Genomic DNA, 25,528 nt, shown 5'->3' with positions numbered 1-25,528 from the left:
TTCAAAAACGTTCGCCTGGCGCGAGATAGCGCCATTGGCCCACCGGCAGATTCCCCAGGTGGATGCGTCCGATGCGCACCCGTTTCAACCCGACCACCCGCAAGCCGACCAATTCGCACATGCGGCGGATCTGCCGCTTCTTGCCTTCGGTCAGCACGAAGCGCAGTTGCTCGGGGTTCTGCCAGTCCACCTTCGCGGGCTTGAGCGCCTGCCCGTCCAGGCTCAGGCCATGGCGCAGGCGCGCGATCTGCGCGGGCGGAAACGCAGCCTGAACGCCATTCGTGACCGCGCCGTACTCCACCCGTACCAGGTATTCCTTCTCCATGCCGGAGTCCTCGCCGATCAGCTGACGCGCCACCCGGCCGTCCTGCGTGAGAACCAGCAGGCCCGTCGAGTCGATGTCGAGCCGCCCCGCCGGTGCCAGCCCTTTCAGTTGCGCGGGCGCGAAGCGGTGCGGCGAGCGGTCGTCCTGCCATCGGTTGCGGGCCTGGAACAGCACCACGGCCGGCTGGTAGCCGTCCTCGGCCTGCCCGCTCACGTAGCCCATGGGCTTGTGCAGCAACACGGTCACCTGCTCGCGCTGCTGGCCCCGCGCTTTCGGATCGACCTCGATGCGCGCGTCAGGCGCGACCTGCAGGCCCATCGGGGCAATTGCGCCATTGACCTTCACCCAGCCCCTGGCGATCCAGTCGTCGGCCTCGCGGCGCGAGCACAAGCCGAGTTCGGCCATGCGCTTGTTCAATCGGCTGGTGGTGGAAGAGTTCGGCGTGGGCTCAGGCATGCGGTCGGGAAATGAAAAGCGTGGAGCGCAGGGACGGCAGGTCGAGGATGCGCAGGCCGCCGTACTCGACCCGGATGATGCCCTGCTCCTGCAACGACGACAGCGCTTCGTTCACGCGCTGGCGCGACAGGCCGACCAGGTAGGCCAGTTCCTGCTGCGTGATCCGCAGGACTTCGCCGACGCCGGGGTACAGCACCGGATTGAAGAGCGATGCCAGGCTGCGCGCGACGCGCAGGTCGGGGTTGTTCATCCGGTCGATCTCGCGCGCGGCGATGAACTGGCCGAGCCGCTCGTTCAATTGGTTCATGACGAAGCGGTTGAAGCCGATCGAGTGGTCCAGCAGCCAGTGGAAGGTGTCCACCTCCAGCCCCGCCACCACGCTCTTGCGCAGCGCCTGGATGTTGTAGCGGTAGCTTTCGCGCTTGAGTGCCGTGCCCTCGCCGAACCAGCCGCCGGGCGGCACGCCGGTGAACGTCATCGTCTGGCCGTCGGCGTTGTCGGTGCTCATCTTCAGCAGGCCTTCGACGACGCCGAACCAGTATGTGACCGGCCGGCCGATGCGGCAGACGAAGTCGCCGGGCAGGGCGTCGCCCACCTTGATGTCCGGCACGGCCCGCTCGCGTTCGCTCGGCAGCAGGATGGCCAGCCACGGGATGCCGGCCAGTTCGTCCGGCTTGGGATCGCGGCGGCGCTGGTGAAGTGTCAGTTCGGCGACCATTTCTGGGGTTAGTCCGGGGCAGGGCTCTCCCCTAAATTGTCGTTGCAAAGACACGGCGGCAACAAGCGGGCTTCTAGTCTCGCGCTCTTTCCACCGAGGAGCGTCCATGAAACCATCCGCCATCCGCCGCCGCCTGCTCGCGGGCCTCGTCGCCGCTCCCTGGGTCGCCGCAACGCGCGCGCAGGACGCCGTTCCCTGGCGCATCGGCCAGAGCATCGCGCTCAGCGGTCCGCTCGGAGACCTGGGCCAGGCGATGCACCAGGGCGCGAAAGCCTGCTTCGCCGCCGTGAATGCCAAGGGTGGGATCCACGGCCGGCCCATCGAGCTGCAGGTGCGCGACGATGGCTACGACGTCCCGCGGGCGTTGGCGAATGCCCAGGCCTTCCTCACCGACAAGGACTGCTTCGCCCTCTTCAACTGCATGGGCACGCCGATGATCGGCGCGATGCTGCCCAAGGTGCTGGAAAACGGCGTGCCGTTCTTTGCGCCGTTCACCGGCGCGTTGCTGGCGCGGCCGCCCGGCGCCCGCAACGTGTTCAACATCCGCGCCAGTTATCCCGACGAAGCGGAGCAACTGGTGCAGCACCTGGCCACGATCGGCATCAAACGCATCGGGATCGCCTACCAGAACAACGCCTTCGGCAAGGAGGTGCTGGCGGGCGCGCAGGTGGCGATGGAAAAGCACAAGCTGGGCGGGGCCACCACCGTGACGGTGGAGAACGACGGCAAGGACGCCGCGCAGGCCGCGGCCAAGCTCGCCGCCGCCGCGCCAGAGGCGGTGCTCGTGGGCCTGGCCGGCAAGCCGACGCTCGATTTCGTCAAGGCCATCCGCGCACAGCGCCGTGGCCTGCCGCTGTATGCGCTGTCGGTGATGGGCCCGGCAGCGACTCTGCGCGCCTTGGGCGACGACGCCACCGGCATCGCGGTGTCGCAGGTCGTGCCTTCGCCCGGCAACGCCGTCGTGCCGGTGGTGCGCGAGTTCCAGCAGGCGTGGAAGGCAGCGGGCGTGGAGCTCGAGCCCTCGCACCTGGCGCTGGAGGGCTACATCAACGCCCGCGTGTTCTGCGAAGTCTTGCGCCGCGCCGGCCGCAACGCCAGCCGCGCTGCGTTCATCGATGCCGGCTGGCAGCTGCGCCGGTACGAGCTGGGCGGCTTCGAGGTGAACTTCAGCGAGCCGGGACGCAATGCCTCCCGCTTCGTCGAATTGACGATGGTCGGCCGCGACGGCCGCTTCATCCGATAGATGGCCCACCCCCGAAGCGGCTGCGCCGCCCCCCCTCAAGGGGGCGCCACCCGCGGCCCGGCAAAGCCGGTTCCGCGGTGGCCCGCTTGAAATCCCAAGGGCAGACCCTAGTAGGACATTCCCGAGGAATGTCGTCGCAAAGACAAGACGGCGTCAAACAGCGGCCTACATTCCGCCCCTGAGCCGGACCACATCCCACGAAGGAACCGCATGGAGACGACTTTCCCCCGCCTGCTGCTGCAGCACGCCGCCGAGCGGCCGGGCGCCGCCGCGATGCGCGAGAAGGAGTACGGCATTTGGCAGTCGCGCAGCTGGGCGGAGATGGCGCTGCTGGTCGAGCGCATCGCCTGCGGGCTGCACCAGGCCGGGCTGACGCGAGGCGAGCACATGGTGGTGGTGGGCGCGAACCGTCCGCGGCTCTACGCCACCATGCTGGCCGTGCAGTCGCTCGGCGCCATCCCCGTGCCCCTGTACCAGGACGCCGCAGCCGCTGAAGTCGTGTTCCCCATCAACAACGCCGAAGTGCGCTTCGCCTTCGCGGAGGACCAGGAGCAGGTCGACAAGCTGCTCGAGGCGCGTGCGCAATGCCCGCAGCTGGCGGCGATCTTCTATGACGAACCGCGCGGGCTGCGCAAGTACGACGAACCCGGCCTGCAATCGCTGGACGCACTGATCGAGTCCGGCCGTGTGTTCGGCGAGGCCAATGCCGGCTTTTTCCGCACGACGGTGGAGCAAGCGAAGCCGGACGACGTGGCGGCGATGTTCTTCACCTCGGGCACCACCGGCAACGCCAAGGGCGTGGTGCACACCCACCGCACGCTGCTCGATCGCGCGAAGGCGGGCGCCGAGTTCGACAAGCTCACCACCGCCGAGGAAGTGCTGGCCTACATGCCGCCGGCCTGGGTCGGCCAGAACATCTTCAGCTACGCGCAGTGGCTGGCTTGCGGCTTCGTGGTGAACTGCCCGGAGTCGGCCGCCACGGTGATGATCGACCTGAAGGAGATCGGCCCGACCTACTATTTCGCGCCGCCGCGGATCTTCGAATCGCTGCTCACCAGCGTGATGATCCGCATGGAAGACGCCAGCGCCATCAAGCGCAGCATGTTCAGCTGGTTCATGGACCTGGCGCGCCGGGTCGGCCCCGCGTTGCGCGACGGCCAACCTGTCGGCGCGCTCGACCGCTTGCTCTATGCCGTGGGCAACTTCGCCGTCTACGGGCCGCTGCGCAACAACCTGGGCATGTCGCGGGTGCGCGTGGCCTACACGGCGGGCGAGGCGATCGGCCCCGACCTGTTCACCTTCTACCGCGCCATCGGCGTCAACCTCAAGCAGCTCTACGGCTCCACCGAGACCGCGGTGTTCGTCTGCATGCAGCCGGACAACCAGGTGCGCTCCGACACCGTGGGCATCCCCGTGCAGGGCGTCGAGATCCAGGTCACCGAAAGCGGCGAGATCCTGATCAAGTCGCCCGGCCTGCTGAAGGAGTACTACAAGAATCCGCAGGCCACCGCTGAAGTGAAGGACGCGCAGGGCTGGTACCACACCGGCGATGCCGGCTTCCTGGACGCGCAAGGCCACCTGAAGATCATCGACCGCGCGAAGGACGTCGGCAAGCTCGCCGACGGCTCCATGTTCGCGCCCAAGTACATCGAGAACAAGCTCAAGTTCTTCCCGCACATCAAGGAAGCGGTGGCCGTGGGCGACCGGCGCGACATGGTCTGCGCGATGGTGAACATCGACTTCGAGGCGGTCGGCAACTGGGCGGAGAAGCGCAACCTGCCCTACGCGGGCTACACCGACCTGGCGCAGAAGCCCGAGGTCTACCAGCTGATCAAGGAATGCATGGAGAAGGTCAACCTGGACCTGGCGGGCGACGACAAGCTGGCGGGCAGCCAGATCCACCGCTTCCTCGTCCTGCACAAGGAGCTCGATGCCGACGACGGCGAGCTGACGCGCACCAACAAGGTCCGCCGCGGCTACATCGCCGACAAGTACCAGGTGCTGGTTGATGCCCTGTACGGCGGCAAGTCGGAGCAGTACATTGAAACGCAGGTGAAGTTCGAGGATGGACGCACCGGCAGCGTGAGCGCGACGCTGAAGATCATGGATTCCCGCACCTTCGCGCCGGTGAGGGCGGCGGCATGAAGATCATGAGAGACCACCCAGGACCAGGCGGCAGCAACGGGGGCGCACCCGAACCCGCCCCGGCCGGCACCCAGCGCCAGTTCGGCGAGGTCATCCTCGACGTGCAGAACATCTCGCTGGCGTTCGGCGGGGTGAAGGCGCTCAGCGACATCTCGTTCGACGTGCGCGAGCACGAGGTGCGCGCCATCATCGGCCCCAACGGCGCGGGCAAGAGCTCGATGCTCAATTGCATCAACGGCGTCTACCAGCCGCAGCAGGGCACGATCACCTTCCGCGGCAAGAGCTTCCACCACATGAAGAGCCGGCAGGTGGCCGAGATGGGCATCGCCCGCACCTTCCAGAACCTGGCCCTGTTCAAGGGCATGAGCGTGCTCGACAACATCATGACGGGCCGCAACCTGCACATCAAGAGCAACATCTTCCTGCAGGCCCTGCGCATCGGCCCGGCCGAACGCGAGGAGATCCAGCACCGCGAATACGTCGAGAAGATCATCGACTTCCTGGAGATCCAGGCCTTCCGCAAGACCCCGGTGGGGCAGTTGCCTTACGGCTTGCAGAAGCGCGTGGATCTCGGGCGGGCGCTCGCGATGGAACCGCAGGTGCTGCTGCTCGACGAACCCATGGCCGGCATGAACCTGGAAGAGAAGCAGGACATGTGCCGCTTCATCCTGGACGTGAACGACGAGTTCGGCACCACCGTCGTGCTGATCGAGCACGACATGAGCGTGGTGATGGACATCTCCGACCGGGTGGTGGTGCTGGATTACGGCAAGAAGATCGGGGATGGAACGCCGGACGAAGTGCGCAACAACCCCGAAGTCATCAAGGCTTACCTCGGGACCAGTCACTGACCATGGGCTATTTCCTCGAAACACTGCTGGGCGGCCTGATGACGGGCATGCTCTATTCGCTGGTGGCGCTCGGCTTCGTGCTGATCTTCAAGGCCTCCGGCGTCTTCAACTTCGCGCAGGGCGCGATGGTGCTGTTCGCCGCGCTCGCGATGGCGCGCTTCGCCGGCTGGCTGCCCAAGTGGCTGGGCTTCGAGAGCGTCATCCTGGCCAACGTGCTGGCCTTCATCGCGGCCGGCATCATCATGTTCGCGGTGGCCTGGATGATCGAGCGGCTGGTGCTGCGCCACCTGGTCAACCAGGAGGGTGCCACGCTGCTAATGGCGACCCTGGGCATCACCTATTTCCTGGACGGGCTGGGCCAGACGATCTTCGGCAGCGACATCTACAAGATCGACATCGGCATGCCGAAGGAGCCGCTGATCGCACTGGAATCCACCTTCCAGGGCGGTGTGCTGATCAACAAGGAAGACCTGATCGCGGCGGTGATCGCCGCGGCCCTGGTGGCGCTGCTGACGCTGTTCTTCCAGAAGACCAGCACCGGCCGCGCGCTGCGCGCCGTGGCGGACGACCACCAGGCGGCCCAGTCCATCGGCATCCCGCTCAATCGCATCTGGGTCATCGTGTGGTGCGTCGCCGGCGTGGTGGCGCTGGTGGCGGGGATGATCTGGGGCTCCAAGCTCGGCGTGCAGTTCTCGCTGTCGTCGATTGCGCTGCGCGCCCTGCCCGTCGTGATCCTGGGCGGCCTCACGTCGGTGCCCGGCGCCATCATCGGCGGGCTGATCATCGGCGTGGGCGAGAAACTCTCGGAGGTCTACATCGGGCCGATGGTGGGCGGCGGCATCGAGATCTGGTTCGCCTACATGCTGGCGCTGGTGGTGCTCCTGTTCCGGCCGCAGGGCCTGTTCGGTGAAAAGATTATTGACCGGGTCTAAAAATGCTTTACCGCGAAAACGGTCAGTTCAAGACCAGCTACCAGTCCGACCAGCAGATCTTCCCGATCCTGCAGGACCGCGTGGCCGTGCTGGCGATCCTGGCGGTGGCCTTCCTGCTGGTGCCGATGCTGGCGTCGGACTACATGTTCCGCGCCATCCTGATCCCGTTCCTGATCCTCGCCCTCGCGGCCATGGGCGTGAACATCCTGGTCGGCTATTGCGGGCAGATCTCGCTGGGCTCGGGCGCGTTCATGGCGGTCGGGGCCTATGCGGCCTACAACTGCCTGATCCGGGTGGATGGCATCCCGCTGATCCTGGCGATCCTGCTGGGCGGTGTGTTCGCCACGCTGGTCGGCATCGTGTTCGGCATCCCGAGCCTGCGGGTGCGCGGGCTTTACCTGGCGGTGGCGACGCTGGCCGCGCAGTTCTTCTGCGACTGGGCCTTCCTGCGCATCAAGTGGTTCACCAACTACACCTCGTCAGGCTCCGTCTCGGTGTCCAACCTGAACGTGATGGGCTGGGCGATCGACACGCCGGTGGAGAAGTACCTGTTCTGCCTGGGCTTCCTGGCGGTCTTCGGCCTGCTCGCCAAGAACCTGGTGCGCAGCGCGATCGGCCGCGAGTGGATGGCCATCCGCGACATGGATGTGGCCGCCGCCGTGATCGGCATCCGCCCGATGTACGCCAAGCTGAGCGCGTTCGCCGTGAGTTCCTTCATCGTCGGCGTGGCCGGCGCGCTGTGGGGATTCGTGCACCTGGGCGCGTGGGAGCCGGCCGCCTTCTCGGTGGACCGCTCCTTCCAGCTGCTCTTCATGGTCATCATCGGCGGCATGGGCTCCATCATGGGCAGCTTCTTCGGTGCGGCCTTCATCGTGGTGCTGCCGATCTTCCTGAACCAGGCGCTGCCGGCCGTGGGCAGCGCCTTCGGCGTGACCATCTCCACCGCCGGCATCGCCCACACCGAGTTCATGGTCTTCGGCGCGCTGATCGTCTGGTTCCTGATCGTCGAGCCGCACGGTCTGGCGCGGCTCTGGTCCATCGGCAAGCAGAAGCTGCGCCTGTGGCCGTTCCCTCACTGAGGGATACCCCTTGCTCGCAAGTCCCGATGCAGCGCGCCCGAATGTTTCGTCCACTGACAACGCTTCCCACTTTCACAAGGAGACAGGCATGAAATTCCGCAATCTGGTTCTCGTCGCGGCCACCGTGGCAGCGGCGGCGACGTCGGGCATCTCGACGAGCGCCTACGCGCAGGCGAAGGAGCAATTCTTCCCCGTGCTGGTCTACCGCACGGGCGCCTACGCCCCCAACGGCGTCCCGTTCGCGAACGGCTACGTCGACTACCTCAAGTACGTCAACGCCAAGGGCGGCATCAACGGCGTCAAGGTGTCGTTCGAGGAATGCGAGACCGGCTACGCCACCGACCGCGGCGTCGAATGCTATGAGCGCCTGAAGGGCAAGAACGGCGGTGCCACGGTGTTCCAGCCGCTGTCCACCGGCATCACCTTCGCCCTGACCGAAAAGGCGCCGGGCGACAAGATTCCGCTGATCACCGCCGGTTACGGCCGCAGTGAAAGCACCGACGGCAACGTGTTCAAGTGGAACTTCCCGCTGACCGGGACCTACTGGGACGCCGCCGACATCCTGCTGCAGCACGTGGCCAAGAAGGAAGGCGGCTGGGACAAGCTGAAGGGCAAGAAGGTCGCGCTGGTCTACCACGACAGCCCGTACGGCAAGGAGCCGATCCCCCTGCTGGTGGAACGTTCCAAGATGCACGGCTTCGAACTGCAGCAACTGCCCGTCGCCCATCCGGGCGTCGAGCAGAAAGCCACCTGGCAGCAGATCCGCGGCAGCCGTCCCGACTATGTGTTCCTGTGGGGCTGGGGCGTCATGAACTCCACGGCGCTGAAGGACGCGGTGGCCACCGGCTATCCGCGCGACAAGATGTACGGCGTGTGGTGGGCGGGCGCGGAGCCGGACGTGAAGGACGTCGGCGATGGCGCCAGGGGCTACAACGCCCTGGCGTTGCAACATGGCGCGGAGCCCAACTCCAAGATCGTCAAGGACGTGCTGGAGCTGGTGCATGCGAAGGGCCAGGGCACGGGTCCGAAGGAGGAAGTGGGCCAGGTGCTGTACATGCGTGGCCTGATGGCGGCCATGCTTGCCGTCGAAGGCGTGAAGCGGGCGCAGGAGCGCTACGGCAAGGGCAAGTGGATGAGCGCGGAGCAGGCTCGTTGGGGTTATGAAAACCTGGCGCTCGACCAGAAGAAGCTGGATGCGCTGGGCTTCTCCGGCGTCGCACGCCCGATCAGCACCTCGTGCGCCGACCATCGCGGCGCCACCTGGGCCCGCGTCCACACCTGGGACGGCAAGAAGTGGAACTTCACCTCCGACTGGTACGAAAGCGACGCAGCCGTGATCAAGCCCATGATCAAGGCCGCCGCCGACAAGTACGCCGCCGAGAAGAAGCTGGAGCGCCGCACCGCCGCGGATTGCCAGACCTGATCGACTGCGTCGATCGTCTGGCAATTGCCAGACCGAATTGACGGCACCCTCTCCTGCCCCTCCCGCCAAGCGGGAGGGGACGCGGCTCTCGCGAGCCGCCAATCGAAAGGCCTGCGCCTTTCGATTGGTCAACACCCACATCTATGGACCCCAAGAAAATCGTACTCAACGTCAGTGGCATCGAGGTCATCTACAACCACGTGATCCTGGTCCTGAAAGGCGTGTCGCTGCAGGTGCCCGAGCAGGGCATCGTGGCGCTGCTCGGTGGCAATGGCGCGGGCAAGACCACCACCCTGCGCGCGGTGTCGAACCTGCTGCAGGGCGAGCGCGGCCAGGTCACCAAGGGCTCGATCGAGCTGCGCGGCGAGCGCATCGAGAACCTGACGCCGGCCGACCTGGTGCAGCGTGGCGTGGTCCAGGTGATGGAAGGGCGTCACTGCTTCGCCCACCTGACCATCGAGGAAAACTTGCTGACCGGCTCCTACACCCGCAAGAGCAAGGGCGAAATCGCGGCCAACCTGGACAAGGTCTACGCCTATTTCCCGCGCCTGAAGACGCGCCGTACCTCGCAGGCGGCCTACACCTCCGGCGGCGAGCAGCAGATGTGCGCGATCGGCCGCGCGCTGATGGCGCAGCCCAGCATCGTGCTGCTGGACGAACCCTCGATGGGCCTCGCGCCGCAGATCGTGGAGGAGGTCTTCGAGATCGTGAAAGACCTGAACGCCAAGGAGAAGGTGACGTTCCTGCTGGCCGAGCAGAACACCAACATGGCGCTCAAGTATTCCGACTACGGCTACATCATGGAAAGCGGGCGCATCGTCATGGACGGGCCGGCCGCCGAGCTGGCCACCAACGAGGACGTGAAGGAGTTCTACCTGGGTGTCGGCGGCGGCCAGCGCAAGAGCTTCCGCGAAGTGAAGAGCTACAAGCGCCGCAAGCGCTGGTTGGCCTGAGGAGGTAGGGATGAGCGATTTTTTCGATGCGCTGGAAACCCGCGACCCGGCCCAGCGCGAGGCGCAGCTGCTGGCTGCGCTGCCGGCGCAGGTGGCGCATGCGCAGCAGGCTTCGACCGCTTACCGCGAGATCCTGGGCGGCATCGATGCTGACGGCGTGAAGTCGCGCGCCGCGCTCGCCCGGCTGCCGGTCACCCGCAAGCACGACCTCTTCGAGCGCCAGAAGGCCGGCCGCCCGGCCGATCCGTTCGGCGGCTTCTCGACCCTGGTGCGCGGCCCGTCCATGCCCCGCATGTTCGCGTCGCCCGGGCCGATCTACGAACCGGAAGGCACGACACGCGACTACTGGCGCGCTGGCCGCGCGATGTACGCCGCCGGTTTCCGTGCGGGTGACCTGGTGCACAACTGCTTCAGCTACCACATGACGCCCGGGGCCTTCATCATGGAATCCGGCGCGCACGCGTGCGGCTGCACCGTGTTCCCGGCGGGCACCGGCCAGACCGAACAGCAGCTGCAGGTGATCGCCGAACTCCGGCCGCAGGCCTATGTGGGCACCCCGAGTTTCCTGCGCATCCTGGTGGAGAAGGCCGCGGAACTCGATGCCGACATCCGCAGCTTGCGCAAGGGCATGGTCGGTGGCGAAGCCTTTCCGCCCAGCCTGCGCGACTGGTTCCTGGAGCGGGGTCTCGACGTGTTCCAGAGCTACGCGACAGCGGACCTGGGCTTGATCGCCTATGAGACCAGTGCCCGGCAAGGCATGGTGGTCGATGAAGGGGTGCTGGTCGAGATCGTACGACCGGGCACCGGCGACCCCGTGGCGGAGGGGGAGGTCGGCGAAGTCGTGGTCACGACGCTCAACCCCGCTTATCCGCTGGTGCGCTTCGGGACCGGCGATCTCTCCGCGGTGCTCGCAGGGGTCGACCCGACGGGGCGCACCAACACGCGCATCAAGGGCTGGCTCGGCCGCGCCGACCAGACCACCAAGATCCGGGGCATGTTCGTCCACCCCAGCCAGGTGGCGGACATCACGCGCCGCTTCCCGGAGGTGCTGAAGGCTCGGCTGGTGGTCAGCGGCGAGATGGCCAACGACATGATGACGCTCAAGGTCGAAGCCGCCGAGCATCCCCAGGGGCTCGACGCGCGCATCGGCGAGGCGATCCGGGACGTGACCAAGCTGCGCGGGACCGTCGAGCTGCTCCAGCCCGGCAGCCTGCCCAATGACGGCAAGGTCATCGAGGACGCCCGCAGCTATAAATGACGGCTCGGGTGGTGCCCGCTCAGGGCTTTCCCGGACCTTCCGCTAAGTAATTCCCGCGATAGCGGAGCGTCGCGCGCTGCCTATCATCGAGCGGTTCAATCCAAGGAGCCCTCCATGAAAATTCTGAGCAAGACGCTCGTCCCGCTCGCCCTGCTGGCCACCGCCGTGGGCGCGCATGCCCAGGACTTCCCCGCCAGCGGCAAGACCATCACCATCGTCGTGCCTTTCGCCGCCGGCGGCCCGACCGACCGCGTGGCGCGTGACCTCGCCGAGGCCATGCGCAAGCCGATGGGCGGCGCGACCATCGTGGTGGACAACGCCGCCGGCGCCGGCGGCTCGATCGGCGCCAACAAGGTCGCGAAGGCCCAGGCCGACGGCTACACGCTGCTGCTGCATCACATCGGCATGGCCACCATGCCCACGCTGGTCCGAAACATCCCGTTCAAGGTCGAAACCGATTTCGAATACGTCGGCCTCGTCAACGACGTGCCGATGACGGTCATCTCCAAGCCCACGCTGCCCGCCGGCAACTATCGTGAACTCGTGGCCTGGATCAACCAGAACAAGGGCAAGATCAACCTGGGCAACGCCGGCGTGGGTTCCGCGTCGCACCTGTGCGGCATGCTGTTCCAGCAGGCCATGTCCGTGGACATGACGGCCGTGCCGTACAAGGGCACCGGCCCGGCCATGACCGACCTGATCGGCGGCCAGATCGACCTCATGTGCGACCAGACGACCAACACCACCGGCCAGATCGAGGCCAAGAAGGTGAAGGCTTTCGCCGTCACGTCCACGAAGCGCCTGACCACGCCTGCCCTCAAGGACCTGCCGACGATGCAGGAGATGGGCGTCAAGGACTTCAGTGTCAGCATCTTCCACGGCCTGTACGCACCCAAGGGCACACCGGCGCCGGTGCTCAAGCGGCTGAACGACGCGATGCAGGCTGCTCTCAAGGACCCCGACTTCATCAAGAAGCAGGAAGGCCTCGGCGCGGTCGTCGTGACCGACAACCGCATGCAGCCCGCCGGGCACAAGGCCTTCGTTGCCGCCGAGATCGCCAAGTGGAGCCCGGTCATCAAGGCCGCCGGCGTCTACGTCGATTGATCGCGGATCGAACGTATTGCTGAAAGGCCGCCCTCGGGCGGCCTTTTTTCCGCCCGCATATGCCGCTCCTGCGCATCGTCGACTCAGTGACCGAACTCGGCCCGCACGACGCGGGCTGCATCGCCGTGACCGGCTCCCACGGCGGCGTCAGTTCAGCGCGCTTCGCGCAGGCCGCGCGGCCGCTGTTGTGCGTGTTCAACGACGCCGGCGTAGGCCGTGAAGCCGCCGGTGTCGCGGGGCTCGCGCTGCTGCAGGCGCAAGGCATCGCCGCCTGCGCCGTTCTGCACAGCAGCGCGCGCATCGGCGACGCCCACAGCACCTTGAACGATGGCATCATCGGCCACGCCAATGCCCTGGCCGCATCGCTCGGCGTGCAGGCCGGCCAACGCTGTGCAGCAGCTGTCGCCACGGTGCAGAACCCATCCCAGGAGACCGAATGACCCACCCATCCCTGATCACCCGCCGCCGCGCGGCCGCCGCCCTGGCGCTGCTGGGCGGCGCCTTGGCCGCCGGCCCCGTGCTGGCCCAGGGCGCCTGGCCGAGCAAGCCGGTGCGCATCGTCGTGCCCTTCGCGCCCGGCGGCACCACCGACATCCTGGCGCGCTCCCTGGCGCCCGAACTCTCCAAGGCCTTCGGCCAGTCCTTCGTGGTGGAGAACCGCGCGGGCGCGGGTGGCAACATCGGTGCCGACATCGTCGCCAAGTCCGCCCCCGATGGCTACACGCTCCTGATGGGCACCGTCGGCACCCACGGCATCAACAAGTCGCTCTACAGCAAGATGCCGTACGACCCGCAGAAGGATTTCGTGCCGATTTCACTGGTGGCGGGCGTGCCCAACGTGATGGTCCTGAACAGCGAGAAAGCAGCCGCGCGCGGCATCCACACGGTGGCCGACTTCATCAAATACGCCAAGGCCAATCCGGCGAAGCTGAACATGGCCTCGAGTGGCAACGGCACCTCGATCCACCTGGCCGGGGAACTGTTCAAGAGCATGGCTGGCGTCTACATGACGCACTTCCCCTATACCGGCTCCGGCCCGGCGTTGCTGGGCATGCTGTCGGGCGACATGGATGTGATGTTCGACAACCTGCCTTCCGCGATGCCGCACATCAAGGCGGGCAAGCTGAAGGCACTGGCCGTCACGAGCGGCCAGCGCTCCGGCGCCTTGCCGGACACCCCGACGGTGGAGCAGGCCGGCGGCCTCAAGGGCTTCGAAGCGAGCTCGTGGTTCGGGTTGCTCGCCCCCACCGGCACGCCGCAGGACATCGTCAATCGCGTGCAGCAGGAAACCGCGAAGGCGCTGGCGACCCCGGCAATGAAGGAGCGGCTGCTGGCCCAGGGCGCCATCCCCAGCGGCAACACCCCGGCGGAGTTCGCGAAGCTGATCGACGCGGAGATCAAGAAGTGGGCGCCGGTGGTGAAGGCGTCGGGCGCCAAGATCGACTAACTGGCCGCGAAGCGGCCTTCGATCGGCTCACACTCCCCAGACGATGTCTTCGTTGGCCTTTTGCGCGCGGCGGAGCATGTCGATGAAGGGCAGCGCGCGCTGACGCAGCGAGACGCTGTCGGCGCGCGCCGGCACCTCGCCCTTGGCCTTCGCCTCTTCGGCGGCCTTCTTCTGCTCGGCCTCCTCGCTGGCGATCGCCGCTTCCAGCGCGGCCACAGCCTGCGCGATCTCGCCGGGCAGGATGATCCCCTTCGGCCCGGGATCCTTGCCGATGGCTTCGAGCACGCGGCGCCCGTTCGGCTCCAGCATGATGAGGTCGCCGGCCGCCTTGGATTTGAATTTGTAGAGCATGGTCAACGATACATGTATTGGCGCCGGAAAGGATAGGCGGATCGGGCGCCTGTGTGCGTCGAAAGGATCTGGTGCAGCGCGATCCAGCCCTGCTCGAAGCACATGGCGCACCCGGAAAGGTAGAGCCGGTAGGCGCGGAGCACGGTTTCGGCGTCCTGTTCCCCATGGGTGGCCGCCAGCGCCGCGCGGGCCTCGTCGAGCCGCGCCTCCAGGGCGTCGGACCAGGCCCAGAGCGTGCGCGCATAGTGCGGCCGCAGGTTTTCCGTGTCCACCATCTCGAGGCCGGCCGCGGCCGTCTCGCGCAGCACGTGGCTCACGTGCAGCAACTCCCCACCGGGGAAGATGTACTTGGAAATGAATTCCCCCATGCCCGCGCCCAGTTCGCCGGGCTCGGTGCCGCCGGCCGTGATGCCGTGGTTCATGACCAGGCCCCCAGGCTTCAGCAGCGCGTGGACCTTGCGGAAGTAGGCCGGCATGTTGGCCTGCCCCACGTGTTCGAACATGCCGACCGAGGCAATCTTGTCGAAAGGCTCGGACTCGTCGAGGTCGCGGTAGTCCTGCAGCCGCACCTGCACGCGGCCTTGCAGGCCCTCGTCCTCGATCAGCCGCTGCACATGCCCGTGCTGGTTGCGTGACAGGGTGATGCCGGTGGCCGTGACGCCGTAGTGCTCGGCCGCCCACAGGAGCAGGCCACCCCAGCCCGCGCCGATGTCCAGGAAGCGATCGCCGGGTTGCAGCATCAGCTTGCGGCAGATCAGGTCCAGCTTGGCCTCCTGGGCTGCGGCCAGGGTCATGGTGTCCTCAGCGAAATAGGCGCAGGAATAGACGCGCCGGGGGTCGAGCCAGAGCGCATAGAAGGCATCGGACACGTCGTAGTGGAAGCGGACCTGCTGCGCGTCACGCTCGGGCGTGTGCGAGGCCAGCGAGCGCGTCCTGCGCAGCACCTGCGTCCACCAGCTGGTGTCGCTCGCCACCGGGCTGCCCGGCAGCAGGCCTGCGGCGGCCGCCATCACGTCGCGCATGCGGCCCTCGATCTGCAGGCGGCGCTCGACATAGTCCTCGGCGATGCGGCCGATCTGGCCGGCGGCCAGGGTGGCGAGTCCGGACCAGTCGCTGAAGAGGACACGCACGGCTGCGTTGGCGGCGCCCACCAGTTCGCCGCCGGGCAGGCGCAGGGCCACCGCCACCGGCAGGGCGGCCAGCTGCGATTCGAGCTTGCGCACCAGGGCTTGCATCCAAAATTCTTGCGGCTGGCCGCGTACCGCGGCTGTAGGACGACATCGCTACCTCAGCCGCCGGCCGGTGGACGCCGGGTTGACAGCATTTGATTCAGGCCTAAACTATTTAGATCCCAGGAACCAAGGATCCCCGATGGACATGGAAGCGCGCGCCCACAGCGAGCACCCCGAGGCCCTGCGCCTGTGGCTGCGCCTGCTCACCTGCACCCAGCTCGTGGAGAAGCAGGTACGCAGCCGGTTGCGCGAGCGTTTCGACACGACGCTGCCCCGCTTCGACCTGATGGCGCAGCTCGAACGTTCACCGGCCGGCCTGAAGATGAACGAACTGTCGCGCCGCATGATGGTCACCGGCGGCAACGTCACCGGCATCACCGACCAGCTCGTCGCCGAGAGCCTGGTGGAGCGGGTCGATGTCGAGGGTGACCGGCGCGCCTACCGGGTTCGCCTCACGCCGAAAGGGCGCAAGCAGTTCCATGAGATGGCCCGGCAGCACGAAGACTGGATCGTCGAGGCCTTCGCCAGCCTGAGCGAAAAGGACATCGCCACGCTGCATCGCCTGCTCGGCAAGGTGAAAGACCACGCCGGCGGGCACCAGGAGGCGGTGGCATGACGGCGCAGGCCACGGACGTGCCTTCCGCGCAGGTGGATCGCTTCGTTCATGAGCGATTGCCGGCTCCGGGCGATTGGCCGCGGATGGTTTACGAGCGGCCCGAACTTCGCATTGTCGGCGCGTGCAACCTGGTGGGCGAGTTGCTGGACAAGGCGCCCGCGAAGGGCTGGGGCGAGCGTCCCTTGCTGCGATCGGCGCGCATCGTGCTCAGCTATGCCGACGTCCGCGAGCGCGTGGACCGCATCTGCCGCGTGCTGGTCGACGACCTGGGCATGGTGCCGGGGCATCGCGTGCTGCTGCGCGGGGGCAACTCCATTGGCATGGCCCTGGCCTGGCTGGCCGTCGTCAAGGCCGGCGGCATCGCGGTGGCCACCATGCCGCTGCTGCGCGCGCGCGAACTCGGCGACATCATCGACAAGGCCCAGCCCGCGCTGGCGCTCTGCGATGCGAAGCTGCTGGAGGAACTGGAACTCGCCCGGCGGGATCGCCCGGTCCTGCGCGACGTGATCGTTTTCAACTCTCCCGACGCCCCTGGTTCGCTGGCTGTGCGGGCCGCCGCCAAGGAAGGCGGCTTCGAGGCCTGCCCGACCTCCGCCGACGACATCGCCCTGCTGGCCTTCACGTCGGGCACGACCGGCAAGCCGAAGGCCGCGGTGCACACCCACCGCGACGTGCTCGCCGCCTGCGAGGCCTGGCCGCGCCACGTGTTGCGGGCCACGCCGGACGACATCGTGGTCGGCTCACCCCCCCTCGCCTTCACGTTCGGCCTCGGCGGCATGCTGCTGTTCCCCATGTGGGCCGGCGCCTCCGTGTATTTCCCCGAAGCGCCTTACACCCCTGAATCGCTGGTGCGCACGATCAACGAGGTCGGCGCGACCATCTGCTACACCGCGCCCACTTTCTACCGCCAGGCGGCGGCCTTCGCGCGCCAACACGGCATCGGGCGGCTGCGCCTGAGCGTGAGCGCGGGCGAAGGCCTGCCGGATGCGACGCGCCAGTTGTGGAAAGAGGCCAGCGGCCTCGAGATGCTCGACGGGATCGGTGCGACCGAGATGTTCCACATCTTCATCTCGTCCGCGCCCGATGCGGTGAAGCGCGGCGCGATCGGCACGGTGGTGCCCGGCTACACGGCGCGGGTGGTGGACGACGAAGGGCGTGAAGTTCCGCGCGGGACCATCGGCTCGCTGGCCGTCATCGGCCCGACCGGGTGCAAGTACCTGGACGACGCGCGCCAGGCGAACTACGTCAAGGACGGGTGGAACTACCCCGGCGACGCGTTCCTGCAGGACGCCGACGGCTATTTCTTCTACCAGGCGCGGGCCGACGACATGATCATCACGGCCGGCTACAACGTGGGCGGCCCGGAGGTGGAGGACGCGCTGCTGAAGCATCCGGCGGTGGCCGAATGCGGCGTGATCGGGCAGCCCGACGACGAGCGCGGCATGATCGTGAAAGCCTTCTGCGTGCTGAAGCCCGGCCACGCCGGTGATGCTGCCATGGTCAAGGCTTTGCAGGAACACGTGAAGGCGACCATCGCGCCCTTCAAGTACCCGCGCGAAATCGAGTTCGTGGCCGCGCTCCCGCGCACCGAGACCGGCAAGCTGCAGCGCTTCAAGCTGCGGCAGCCGGGCTAGCGGGCTGGAATTACTTCGGCGGCAGCTCGGCCGCCGCTTCCGATGTTTCCCGGACGATCTTCCAGCGGCCATCGATCAGCCGCCAGACGAGCGTCTTGCGCACCTTGTCCTGGTAGCTGGCGGAACGGTAGACCTGCACGAACGACGTCGTAGTGCGGTCCTTGTCCGGCGCGATCGTCACGCCTTCCAGGGCGATGCTCACACCCGAAGCGCGGCCGATGATGTCGCGGCGCTGCTTTTCCCAGGCGTCGCGCGTGCCGCGCGGGGGCACGAAGTCGGGGGCGTAGGACTGCAGGTAGGTCGCGATGTCCTGGCTGGCCCAGGCAGCGCGCCAGGCCTCCAGTGCGTTGCGCACCGCCTGGTCGGTGGCGGCCGGCGCAACCGGCGCCGGCACTGGCGCTGCCTGCGCAGTGACGGCGGCGGGAGCGCTGGGTGCTGCCGTGGCGGCTCCCGGCCCGGCCGGCCCCGTGGCGGGGCCCAGCGGCATCGGCATGCGAGCCGCCTGCTGCAACGCGCGCGCGACCAGGGCATTTTTGTCCACCGCGTACACGGTGACCGGTTCGGCCGGGCACTGCTGCGCGGCGTCGGCCCCGGCGGTCCAGGCGCGGATCTCTTCGTCCATCGCCGTATCCAGCCTCGCCAGTTGCAGCGCGGGCAGCAGCGTGCCGATGCCTGCCTGGGTGCGGACGTAGGCGATGTTCAGGTCCTGCTGGGCGTTGACGACCGCGCGCCGCGACTGGAACCGCTCATTCTCGGTGTCCAGCAGGTCCAGCAGCGAACGCTGGCCGATCTGGAACTGCAGGCGGTAAGCGGTGAGCGCCTTGCTCAGCGCGCCTTCGTGCGCCTTGAGGTATTCGAGCTGCTCGTGCAGCTTCACGATGTCGTTGTAGGCGATCGTCGTGGTCTGGCGGGTGTCGCGGCAGGTCTTGTCGCGGACATCCTTGGCGATGTTCAGCTGCTCGGCGAACTGGCGCTCGCGCGCGCGATCGGCAAAGCCGTTGAACAGGTTCCAGTTCATCACGATCTCTGCGACCGTCGCATTGGAGTTGCCCGCGACGCCCTCGAGGTTGCGCCCCTGGTCGCGCTTCACCCGGAAATCGAAGCGGGGCTGGTAGGCACTGTCGCGCGTCTCGAGCGCCGCCTGGCCGGCACGGACGTTCTCGATGGCGGCCAGCACGAAGGGGTTGAGCTCGTGCGTCTTCGCGAGCGCCGTCGCGGGGTCGGTCGGCAGCCCCTGGGCGAGGTAAGCCGGCACGGGCATCTCACGGGAGGGCAAACGCCCGACGATCCGCTGGAAGCGCGCCGTCGTGTCATGGAGGTTCGAGGTTTCGATCAGCAGGTTGGCCTCGGCCAGGGCCAGGCGGCCGGTGATCTGCTCCAGGTCGACCGCACGCGCCACCCGCGCCTTGACCCGGTCATCCGTCTGCGTGTAGACCGTGCGGTGCTCGATGAAGTTTTCCTCGGCGAGCTGCACCAGTTCGCGGTAGCGCAGCACGTCGAAGTAGGCCCGTGCCGCTTCCAGGGCGATGCCTTCGGACGTGCCGATCAGCTCGAAGACACGCACGCGGGTCGCGTGGTCGAGGCGGCGCACCTCGCGGATCGTGGCCAGCCCGTCGTACAGCAGTTGCGTCAGGGACAGCGTCGCCCAACTGCGGCTGTAGCGGCCGTCGACCTCCGAACGCCGCTCCGGCCCCGTGGACGCCGACAGGTCCACCCTGGGGTACAGGCCGCCCTTGGCGGCGTCGCGCTCTCCTTCGGCGGACTTCACGGTGTGCCAGCGGGCCAGCACCTCCGGGTTCTTCAGCACCGCCATCTGGGCGGCCTCGCGCAAGGTCAGCGGTTGCTCGTTCAGTGCGCTGGCGATCGCCGGCGCGGCGCGTTGGGCAGGCGCCGCCGCGGGTGTCTGGGCCGGGGCGACGCCCAGCACCATCGAGCCGCAAACCAGCAATGCCAGCGCCCGTTTGCTGCGGGAGCGGCTGCCCGTCCTGGACGGGTGGAGAACTGTTTCTTCGTGCATGTCGTCGTATTCCACTTTTTTCTGATCCGCACACTCGCCGGGTCGGGCGGCCGCCCGCGCCCCGGCACTCTCTGACCCGCGGGCCCTCAATCCGTCAACAGCTTTCCGCGCGTCAGCAGGTCCTGGATGATCTGAAGGTCGGTGTTGGCACCGACGAGGTCCACGCCCTGCAGCACGATGGTCTGCACCTCGCGCGTGCTGCTGTATGAGGCGGAGAACTCACCCACCGAGCTGATGTGGACGCGAGTGTTGCCGCCCGACACCGAGAAATGGATGAAGTCGTCGAGGTTGCCGCCCGTGCCGCCGCCATTGCTCTCCCCGACCAGGATGTCGCGCAGGTCGAGGATGTCGCCGCCGGCACCGCCATTGGCGTTGTTGAAGCTCGTGATGGTGTCCACCGCCGGGAACCCCTTGTTCCCCCGGTCGCCCAGCTCCCAGATGAAGACGTCGGAGATGCCATCGGCGGCACCACCGAAGAGGGTGTCATTGCCGGTACCCCCGTACAGCGTGTCGGCGCCGGCACCGCCATCGAGGGTGTCGTTGTCCGCATCGCCGTAAAGCACGTCGGTGCCGTTGCCGCCGTTCAGCGTGTCGTTGCCTTCGTCACCGCGCAGCTGGTCGTTGCCATCGTCGCCGTTCACCACGTCGGTCCCTGCGCCGCCAAACAGCCGGTCGGCTTCGTTACCGCCATTGAGCGTGTCGTTGCCGTCGTCGCCACGCACCAGGTCGTAACCCGCGCCGCCGCTGAGCGTGTCGTTGCCGGCGCCACCGCCGATGTAGTCGTTGAGGACGCCCCCGGTGAGCGTGTCGTTGCCGGTTCCGCCTGCCTGCTGGTCGCTGACGGTCTGGAGTGTCAGGTTGGCGCTCGAGAGGTCTGGCGTGAGGTCATCGTCACGCAGTGTGTAACTGATGACCTCGGGGGCATAGGCCGTTCCGCCCCCGGCCGAACCTGTGATGCTGCGGTACGAGATGCTTCCAATGCGTGCGTCGGCCCCGTTGTTCGCCTCGATTTCGATGCGCCCGATGTTGCTGAACTCTGCCGGAACCTGGAACGGCGTCTCGTTCGGCGTGGAGATCTGGCCGAGCAGGTTGCCGCTGATGTCGTACACCGAATAGGTGAGCGCATCCGTGCCGCCGAGGTTGCTGGCCGCGTCTGTCACGTCGATGACGACGTTCTGGACGCCGCTCGGATGCTGCAAACGCGCGAATGTGATGACCAGCGTTTCCAGGTCATCCAGGTCATTGCCGCCACCGCCGCCGGCCACGCCCGCGCCGTTCGCGTTGTAGTTCACCGTGGAGTCGGGCGCACCCGTCAGGTTGCCGAGTCGGGTGTACCCTTCAATCGTCACGCCCGTGCCGGCCCCGGGTGCGGCGGTCAGTGCGAGCGTCGTCGCGGCGGCCGCCGGAGGTGCCGCCGACTGCGCCGCGGGTGGCGTGAACTGGTAATAGCCGTCCCGGTCGAAGATCAGTCCTTCCGTCGCCCGTGTCACGTTGACGCCGTTGATGCGGAAGTTGTCGCCGGTGCCGGCGGTGAAGGCGAGATACTGGAAAGCCGTCTCCGTTTCGATGGTGATCGTCTGGGCGACCACCAGGCCTCCGGACAAAGCGCCGGTGTAGATGCCGCTCGCAACCCAGGCGCCCGCGGCGTCGTAGGCGTGCCATTGCATGACCTCGCCGTTGCCCAGGTCGGTCAGCGTGACCTGGGTGGCCCGGCTGCTCGCGTTGAGGTTCAGCAGCAGGTGCTCGCTCTCCTCGATACGATCCGCATTGTTGCTGCTGCCGGACTGTTCCACGCCGACGCCGTCGTTGTTGTTGCCTGCGTTGGCTCCGCGGTAGCGCACCGCGCCCGTGAGTGTGCCTCCAATTGCCGTCGCGCTCAGGCCCGACACCGCGGATCCGGCCGTCACGAATGGGTGCGGGGGGGTTGTGTTGGTACCCGCATCAGCATCGTCGTAAGCCGTCACCACGATGTTCTGCGCATTGAAGTCCGCCTGCTCCACACCGTCATCCACCCCCGGCGCGGGCGCGACCACCTTGTTGGCCACCGGCGCCACGGGCAACCAGGTCAGCCGGCCGGCGGCATCCACGCTGTAGAAGCCGCCAGCCGCGCCCGGGTTGGCCGCCATGGCCCGCACCGTCGTCAAGTCGAAGACCTGGCCGCGGAAGGTGATGGAGACGACGTCGGCGCCGTCGATGATGGAGTCCTTGGAGACCGACGCAGCGGCGAAATCGCCGACGATCTCGGTCACGCCGCCATCGGTGCCGATGCCGTTGATGACGTTGCCCGAAAACACGCTCTGTTTCGCCGACAAGGTGTCGTAGTCTGACCGCGCGATGGGAGCACCGTCGATCACCTGCAGGGTCTGCGAGGCCACGGCCGTGTCGCCGTCCGCATCCACCACCTGGAAGCCGAGGTCGAACGTTTCGCCTTCGACGGCGAGCACGCCGGTGTAGTAGGTATAGGCGCCCGTGCTGAAATCGAAGATCAGGTTGCCGCGCGTGAAGCCTTGCGCGCTGTCCAGGGTCAGCACGCTGCTCGCGAGCGGAAAGCCGCTGATCCAGGGCGCGGGCGTCGACGGGTCGATCGAGATCGAGTTCGTGCCGTTGAACAGGAAGCGAACCAGGGTGTCCACTGCCGTCCCGACGTCGGCGCTGTCGAGCATGAGTTCCAGGTAGCCGATGTAACCCCCGTCGCCGCCGAACGTCACGTTGCTGGCGCCGCCGGTGCCGCCCACGCTGCCGCTGTAGGCGGTGGGCACCGTGGCCAGCAGGGTCTCTTCGAGCCGGTTCAGGTCGGGGACGATGATCGCGGCGTCCTCGAGACCGTCCTGGTTGGAATCCACGGTGTGGACGCGATCGAGGTAGCTGGTATTGGGAATGCCATTCCCCAGGCCGACCGCGAAGGATCTGAAGCCGGTGCCATCCGTGTCGTCGGCCTCACCCAGGTACGCCGCGATCGCGGTGTCCAGTGTCACATCGGTCGTGCTCGGAACGCCGTCCGACAGGAAGTAAGCCACGCGCGAGATCGTGGAGCTCGGCGGCGCCGCAGGGAAGGCGCTCGTGAACGCCCCGCGCATGGCATCGAGTGCGTTGTCGTACTCGGTTCCGCCGCCGGCCGTGAAGGCGTTGATGGCGGCGATCAGCGTGTCCTTGCTGGTGTAGGCGACTCCGCCGTTCAGGATCGTGGCGGTCGTGGAGAACGAGCCGAGCTTGACGGCCACCTGGCTGCCTTGGGCGAAGTACTCTTCCACCAGGGCAATCATGGCGGCCTTTGCCAGCGCCAGTCGATTCGATTCGACGGCGTTGCCGTTGTCATCGACGAGACGCACTTCCCCCAGGCCGCTTGCAGTCATGCTGCCGGAGACGTCGAGCATCAGGACGATCTCGTAGGCGGCGGCATCGGCCTGCGCGATCTGCGTGCTGGAATTGGTGGCCAGCGGAGCGTCGTCGACGACGTTGATCGACAGGGTCGCGGACGACGTGGTGTCCGGGGCCGGCGCCGTGTCGGTGATCGTGTAGGTGAAGCTGAGGACGTCGTTGCTGCCCTCGGTCGTGCGGCCCGTCAGCGTGTAGACGTAGTCACCGGCCACGTGGCCGCCCCCCGCCACCGACCACACCTGCAAGGTGCCGACCGCGTCGGTCAGGGTATACACACCGCCGGCGAACGTGGCGCCCGTGACGCCCGTGATGGTCGTCGTCCCGTTGATGCCGTCATTGCTCAGCAGGTTGCCGGTGGCGACAGCCGGCGTCGCCACTCCGCCCGGGGAAGAACCCGTGGCGACCCCCGCTTCGTAGACGGTACCCGTGTCCGGCAAGGCCGCGACGCCCAGCGACGTATCGACCGTCAGCGTGGTGGCCGAGAGCGATCCGTCATCGTCCGAAACGGTGTAGTTGAAGACCACCGGGTTGATCGGCGGGAAGGCCTGGATGCCGTTCAGCGAATACGCGTCGCCCGCGCCCGCGCTAAGGACGATGTACTGGAACGCGGTGTTGGTCTGGATCTGGCCGGTGGTGGTGGCACTGAACAGGCCCTGGCTGACCAGGCCGCCGGCTGCGTTGAACGCGTACCAGACGGCGTCCTCCCCTGCGCCCAGGGCGTCGAACGTCAGCGTGGTGTTCCTGCTGGGCGTGTCCAGGTTGAGGATCAGGTAGTCGTCGGGCTGGATGCGGAATGCATCTGTGTTCCCGGTGCCGCCGCCGGTTTCGACCCCGATGCCGAGAGCGGTCACGGTGGTCACCACGCCGGCGGTTCCGGCGGCCGTGTTCAGTCCTGATGTCGGCAACGCTCCGACCCAGGGTGTCGTGCCATCCAGTGCCTTCACCTGAAGGGCGGTTCCTCCGAGGTCGGTCTCCCACTGGGCTGCCGTCCGGTTGGCCGCCACCGTGCGCACGGCCACGGGCGCGGCCGCCGTGGATTGGTAGGAATACGCGCCATCCTGCGAGATGGTCAGCACGCCCGTGCTGGTCGTGAAGACCTGGCTCGTGGCGAGAGTCCCGGTGGTGGAAATCAACGTCGCACCGGAAACGAAGGACACAGTGGTGAGGACGGACAGCGGATCGGATGCCGCGATGTCGGCGGTCGCGCCGCCCGCACCCGTGATCACGTTGCCGGTGATGGTCGTGCCCCGGACCACACTGTCCGCATCGGCGACGGCCGTCGGGCCGGTGTCGGTGATGGTGATGCTGACCGTCGTCCATGCTGTGGCGGTCAGGGAACCGTCGCTGACCCGGTAGACAAAGGTGTCGATGTTGGAGGCCGGCGGCGGGAGGTGGTCCTGGTGCGGCGGCGCCGTGTAGGTGAACGTGCCGTCGGTGTTCATCACGACCGTTCCACCCAGGGTCGTGGTGACGGAACTGGAGCCGTTCACGAAGACCGGGGTGGTTCCATCCGTCGAGAACTGGACGACCGTCAGGGACGCGGGTGCCGTCACGTCGTCGGTGTCGTTGGTGCGCACCGATGCGAGAACGGTCGTGGTGCCTTCCACCGCGGTGCGCGCGTCGGCGACGCCAACCGGTGCATCGTTGACGGCGGCGACGTTGACGGTGGTCGTGGCCGTGTTGCTGTTGGCCGTGCCGTCGTTGACCACGACGGTGATCGTGCGCGGCGTCGTGCTCGGGTTCTCGCTGGTGCTGGAGTAACGCACCTGCTGGATGGCCGTCTGGTAGCTCGCCAGGGTTGCCGAGCCGGTCAGCGTGACGGTGATGGTGCCCACCCCCGCGACGATGCTGGAGGAGATGCCGGCCGGCAGCACGCCGAACACGGACATGACGTCCAGCGCCACCGCGTTCGTCAGCGTGATGGTCGCGCTGGCGATGTTGGTGTTGTCGGGATCCACGATCGAGATGTCGGTGTCCGCGACGGCGACACCGGGGCCGTTTTCCGTGTAGCTCGTCGTGAAGTTGTTGCCGGCGGCGCCACTGGAGTTGTTCGCGTCCAGGTCCAGCGTCGGCGCATCGTTCAAGGGCGTGACGCTGATCGTGGCCACCGCCGTGTTGCTGTTGCCCGTGCCGTCGTTGACCACCACGTTGATCACCCGCGCCGTGTTGCCCGGGTTGTCTCCGCTGTTGGCAAACCGCACCTGCTCGATCGCCGTCTCGTAGCTCGCCAGCGTGGCCGAGCCGCTCAGGGTCAGCACGTTGCCCACCAGGTTCGCGACGATGCCCGCGGGCAGCAAGCCCAGCACCGACAGCACGTCTCCGGCCACCGCGTTGGTCAGCGTGATCACCGCGCTCACCACGTTGGC

Annotated in this window: 19 protein-coding genes; 13 read left to right on the top strand and 6 right to left on the bottom strand. The window is 67.3% G+C overall.

Annotation, left to right across the window (positions count from 1 at the left end):
• Position 1 precedes the first annotated feature (1 nt).
• A complete protein-coding gene (locus FN976_RS26690; protein WP_145896755.1) occupies positions 2 to 781 on the bottom strand; it encodes a pseudouridine synthase in 780 nt (259 codons plus the stop codon).
• A complete protein-coding gene (locus tag FN976_RS26685) occupies positions 774 to 1,499 on the bottom strand; it encodes a Crp/Fnr family transcriptional regulator (protein ID WP_145896753.1) in 726 nt (241 codons plus the stop codon). The genes FN976_RS26690 and FN976_RS26685 overlap by 8 nt, the downstream gene beginning before the upstream one ends.
• A gap of 106 nt (positions 1,500 to 1,605) precedes the next feature.
• Between FN976_RS26685 and FN976_RS26680 the strand changes: the two genes are divergently transcribed.
• The 11 genes from FN976_RS26680 to FN976_RS26630 all read left to right on the top strand — a co-directional run bounded on the left by FN976_RS26680 (position 1,606) and on the right by FN976_RS26630 (position 13,934).
• Complete coding sequence (locus FN976_RS26680; protein ID WP_145896751.1) at positions 1,606 to 2,742, top strand: ABC transporter substrate-binding protein; 1,137 nt, start codon at positions 1,606 to 1,608, stop codon at positions 2,740 to 2,742.
• 210 nt (positions 2,743 to 2,952) lie between these two features.
• Positions 2,953 to 4,887 carry an AMP-dependent synthetase/ligase gene (locus tag FN976_RS26675; RefSeq protein WP_145896747.1) on the top strand — a complete coding sequence of 645 codons (1,935 nt, stop codon included), beginning with the start codon at positions 2,953 to 2,955 and terminating at the stop codon, positions 4,885 to 4,887.
• A gap of 5 nt (positions 4,888 to 4,892) precedes the next feature.
• The gene (locus FN976_RS26670; protein ID WP_145896801.1) at positions 4,893 to 5,738 is read left to right on the top strand and encodes an ABC transporter ATP-binding protein; all 846 of its coding nucleotides are present in this window, start codon (positions 4,893 to 4,895) and stop codon (positions 5,736 to 5,738) included.
• A 2-nt stretch (positions 5,739 to 5,740) separates the two neighbouring features.
• The gene (locus FN976_RS26665) at positions 5,741 to 6,670 is read left to right on the top strand and encodes a branched-chain amino acid ABC transporter permease (RefSeq protein WP_145896745.1); all 930 of its coding nucleotides are present in this window, start codon (positions 5,741 to 5,743) and stop codon (positions 6,668 to 6,670) included.
• A 2-nt stretch (positions 6,671 to 6,672) separates the two neighbouring features.
• Positions 6,673 to 7,749 carry a branched-chain amino acid ABC transporter permease gene (locus FN976_RS26660; protein WP_145896743.1) on the top strand — a complete coding sequence of 359 codons (1,077 nt, stop codon included), beginning with the start codon at positions 6,673 to 6,675 and terminating at the stop codon, positions 7,747 to 7,749.
• Between the two features lie 88 nt (positions 7,750 to 7,837).
• The gene (locus FN976_RS26655) at positions 7,838 to 9,172 is read left to right on the top strand and encodes an ABC transporter substrate-binding protein (protein ID WP_145896741.1); all 1,335 of its coding nucleotides are present in this window, start codon (positions 7,838 to 7,840) and stop codon (positions 9,170 to 9,172) included.
• A 143-nt stretch (positions 9,173 to 9,315) separates the two neighbouring features.
• Complete coding sequence (locus FN976_RS26650) at positions 9,316 to 10,125, top strand: ABC transporter ATP-binding protein (RefSeq protein ID WP_145896739.1); 810 nt, start codon at positions 9,316 to 9,318, stop codon at positions 10,123 to 10,125.
• 10 nt (positions 10,126 to 10,135) lie between these two features.
• On the top strand, positions 10,136 to 11,383 hold the full coding sequence (locus tag FN976_RS26645) for a phenylacetate--CoA ligase family protein (RefSeq protein ID WP_145896737.1): 1,248 nt from the start codon (positions 10,136 to 10,138) through the stop codon (positions 11,381 to 11,383).
• Between the two features lie 114 nt (positions 11,384 to 11,497).
• Positions 11,498 to 12,487, top strand: coding sequence for a tripartite tricarboxylate transporter substrate-binding protein (locus FN976_RS26640; RefSeq protein WP_145896735.1), 990 nt, complete (start codon positions 11,498 to 11,500; stop codon positions 12,485 to 12,487).
• Between the two features lie 59 nt (positions 12,488 to 12,546).
• A complete protein-coding gene (locus tag FN976_RS26635) occupies positions 12,547 to 12,927 on the top strand; it encodes a hypothetical protein (protein ID WP_145896733.1) in 381 nt (126 codons plus the stop codon).
• Positions 12,924 to 13,934 (top strand): Bug family tripartite tricarboxylate transporter substrate binding protein, encoded by a 1,011-nt coding sequence (locus FN976_RS26630; RefSeq protein ID WP_145896731.1) that lies wholly within the window; start codon positions 12,924 to 12,926, stop codon positions 13,932 to 13,934. Before FN976_RS26635 ends, FN976_RS26630 begins: the two co-directional genes overlap by 4 nt.
• Before the next feature lie 27 nt (positions 13,935 to 13,961).
• On the opposite strand, the gene FN976_RS26625 is transcribed toward FN976_RS26630, so the two are convergent.
• Both FN976_RS26625 and FN976_RS26620 read right to left on the bottom strand, forming a co-directional pair.
• Positions 13,962 to 14,285: a DUF1840 domain-containing protein gene (locus tag FN976_RS26625; protein WP_145896729.1), complete on the bottom strand. Its 324-nt coding sequence runs from the start codon at positions 14,283 to 14,285 to the stop codon at positions 13,962 to 13,964.
• A 2-nt stretch (positions 14,286 to 14,287) separates the two neighbouring features.
• Complete coding sequence (locus FN976_RS26620; protein WP_145896727.1) at positions 14,288 to 15,520, bottom strand: class I SAM-dependent methyltransferase; 1,233 nt, start codon at positions 15,518 to 15,520, stop codon at positions 14,288 to 14,290.
• Positions 15,521 to 15,656: 136 nt separating this feature from the next.
• Here FN976_RS26620 and FN976_RS26615 point away from each other — a divergent pair, with 136 nt between their 5' ends.
• Together FN976_RS26615 and FN976_RS26610 are read left to right on the top strand one after the other, a co-directional pair.
• Positions 15,657 to 16,133: a MarR family winged helix-turn-helix transcriptional regulator gene (locus FN976_RS26615; protein WP_145896725.1), complete on the top strand. Its 477-nt coding sequence runs from the start codon at positions 15,657 to 15,659 to the stop codon at positions 16,131 to 16,133.
• Positions 16,130 to 17,767 (top strand): AMP-binding protein, encoded by a 1,638-nt coding sequence (locus FN976_RS26610; RefSeq protein WP_145896723.1) that lies wholly within the window; start codon positions 16,130 to 16,132, stop codon positions 17,765 to 17,767. The genes FN976_RS26615 and FN976_RS26610 overlap by 4 nt, the downstream gene beginning before the upstream one ends.
• Before the next feature lie 10 nt (positions 17,768 to 17,777).
• On the opposite strand, the gene FN976_RS26605 is transcribed toward FN976_RS26610, so the two are convergent.
• Both FN976_RS26605 and FN976_RS26600 read right to left on the bottom strand, forming a co-directional pair.
• The gene (locus tag FN976_RS26605) at positions 17,778 to 19,784 is read right to left on the bottom strand and encodes a TolC family outer membrane protein (RefSeq protein WP_145896721.1); all 2,007 of its coding nucleotides are present in this window, start codon (positions 19,782 to 19,784) and stop codon (positions 17,778 to 17,780) included.
• 86 nt (positions 19,785 to 19,870) lie between these two features.
• Positions 19,871 to 25,510, bottom strand: a complete 5,640-nt coding sequence (locus FN976_RS26600; RefSeq protein ID WP_222432892.1) for a beta strand repeat-containing protein — start codon at positions 25,508 to 25,510, stop codon at positions 19,871 to 19,873.
• Positions 25,511 to 25,528: the final 18 nt, after the last annotated feature.

The organism is Caenimonas sedimenti, assembly GCF_007833165.1.
In the GTDB taxonomy this organism is placed as follows: Bacteria; Pseudomonadota; Gammaproteobacteria; order Burkholderiales; family Burkholderiaceae_C; genus Ramlibacter; species Ramlibacter sedimenti.
Note: the sequence above shows the minus strand (reverse complement) of the source record. Positions and strands in the feature narration are given on the sequence as shown.